This window comes from Pseudomonas sp. SH10-3B, from assembly GCF_019891415.1.
Lineage (GTDB): Bacteria > Pseudomonadota > Gammaproteobacteria > Pseudomonadales > Pseudomonadaceae > Aquipseudomonas.
This window is the reverse complement of record NZ_JAFLXD010000106.1, coordinates 1-1,836: the sequence shown is the minus strand read 5'-3', so window position 1 is coordinate 1,836 and position 1,836 is coordinate 1. Positions and strand designations below refer to the sequence as shown.

Here is a 1,836-nt window from a genome sequence, read left to right as displayed (position 1 = left end):
ACAGCTTGTCCGGCAACAACGTTGTACTGACGCAAAAAGGTGCTGACTTCGTTAACGCCGGCAATCAACTGCCGAAGATTGATCTGACGGTTACCGATCCAGAGGGGCTTAGCTCCAATGGCACCGGCCAACCGACTGTCACCTTGCATAACGACGTGCCAGTGATCAGCGTTGCGCCAGTCACCATCGACGAGAACTCCGCTACAGCGGGCACTGTCGCTGGCCGCTTCACTGCGACTGATGAAGAAACGCCGCGCGAAGGTTTGACTGTTTCCTTCACCGGCAACAGCAACGTAGACGGTTACTACAGCCTGTCTGGCAACAACGTTGTGTTGACGCAAAAAGGCGCCGACTTCGTTAACGCCGGCAACCAACTGCCGAAGATCGACCTGACCGTCACCGACCCTGAAGGCCTGAACTCTCACAGCACTGGTCAGCCGACCGTCACCCTGCACAACGACATCCCGGTGATCACCATCGCGGCCAATACCCTCGATGAGAACGCCGCTAAGGCGGGTACTGTCGCCGGTACCTTCACGGCCTCCGACGAAGAAACGCCGCGCGCGGGTCTGACGATCACCTTCACCGGCAACAGCAACGCAGACGGCTACTACAGCCTGTCCGGCAACAACGTTGTGTTGACTCAGAAGGGCGCTGACTTCGTTAACGCCGGTAATCAACTGCCGAAGATCGACCTAACCGTCACCGACCCTGAAGGCCTGAACTCCCACAACACTGGGCAGCCGACTGTCATCCTGCACAACGACGTGCCGGTCATCAGCGTCGCGCCAGTCACCATCGACGAGAACTCCGCTACAGCGGGTACCGTCGCTGGCCGCTTCACTGCTACCGATGAAGAAACACCACGCGAAGGCCTGACTGTTTCCTTCACCGGCAACAGCAACGTAGACGGCTACTACAGCCTGTCTGGCAATAACGTTGTACTGACCCAGAAGGGCGCTGACTTCGTTAACGCTGGCAATCAACTGCCGAAGATTGATCTGACGGTTACCGATCCTGAGGGGCTCAGCTCCAATGGCACCGGCCAGCCGACTGTCACCTTGCATAACGACGTGCCAGTGATCAGCGTTGCGCCAGTCACAATCGACGAGAACTCCGCTACAGCGGGCACTGTCGCTGGCCGCTTCACTGCGACTGATGAAGAAACGCCGCGCGAAGGTTTGACTGTTTCCTTCACCGGCAACAGCAACGTAGACGGCTACTACAGCCTGTCCGGCAACAACGTTGTGTTGACTCAGAAGGGCGCTGACTTCGTCAACGCCGGCAATCAACTGCCGAAGATTGATCTGACGGTTACCGATCCAGAGGGGCTTAGCTCCAATGGCACCGGCCAGCCGACGGTCACTCTGCACAACGACGTGCCAGTGATCAGCGTTGCGCCAGTCACCATCGACGAGAACTCCGCTACAGCGGGCACTGTCGCTGGCCGCTTCACTGCGACTGATGAAGAAACACCACGCGAAGGTTTGAATGTTTCCTTCACCGGCAACAGCAACGTAGATGGCTACTACAGCCTGTCTGGCAACAACGTTGTACTGACCCAGAAAGGTGCGGACTTTGTTAACGCCGGCAATCAACTGCCGAAGATTGATCTGACGGTTACCGACCCTGAGGGGCTTAGCTCCAATGGCACCGGCCAGCCGACGGTCACTCTGCATAACGACGTGCCAGTGATCAGCGTCGCGCCAGTCACTATTGATGAGAACTCCGCTACAGCGGGCACTGTCGCTGGCCGCTTCACCGCGACCGATGAAGAAACACCACGCGAAGGCCTGACTGTTTCCTTCACCGGCAACAGCAACGTAGACGGCTACT

Annotated in this window: 1 protein-coding gene; it reads left to right on the top strand. The window is 57.8% G+C overall.

The window, feature by feature from the left end; genetic code table 11:
• The coding region (locus J1G35_RS30520) for a hypothetical protein (protein WP_223016862.1) at nucleotides 1–1,836 on the top strand (1,836 nt) is incomplete at both ends.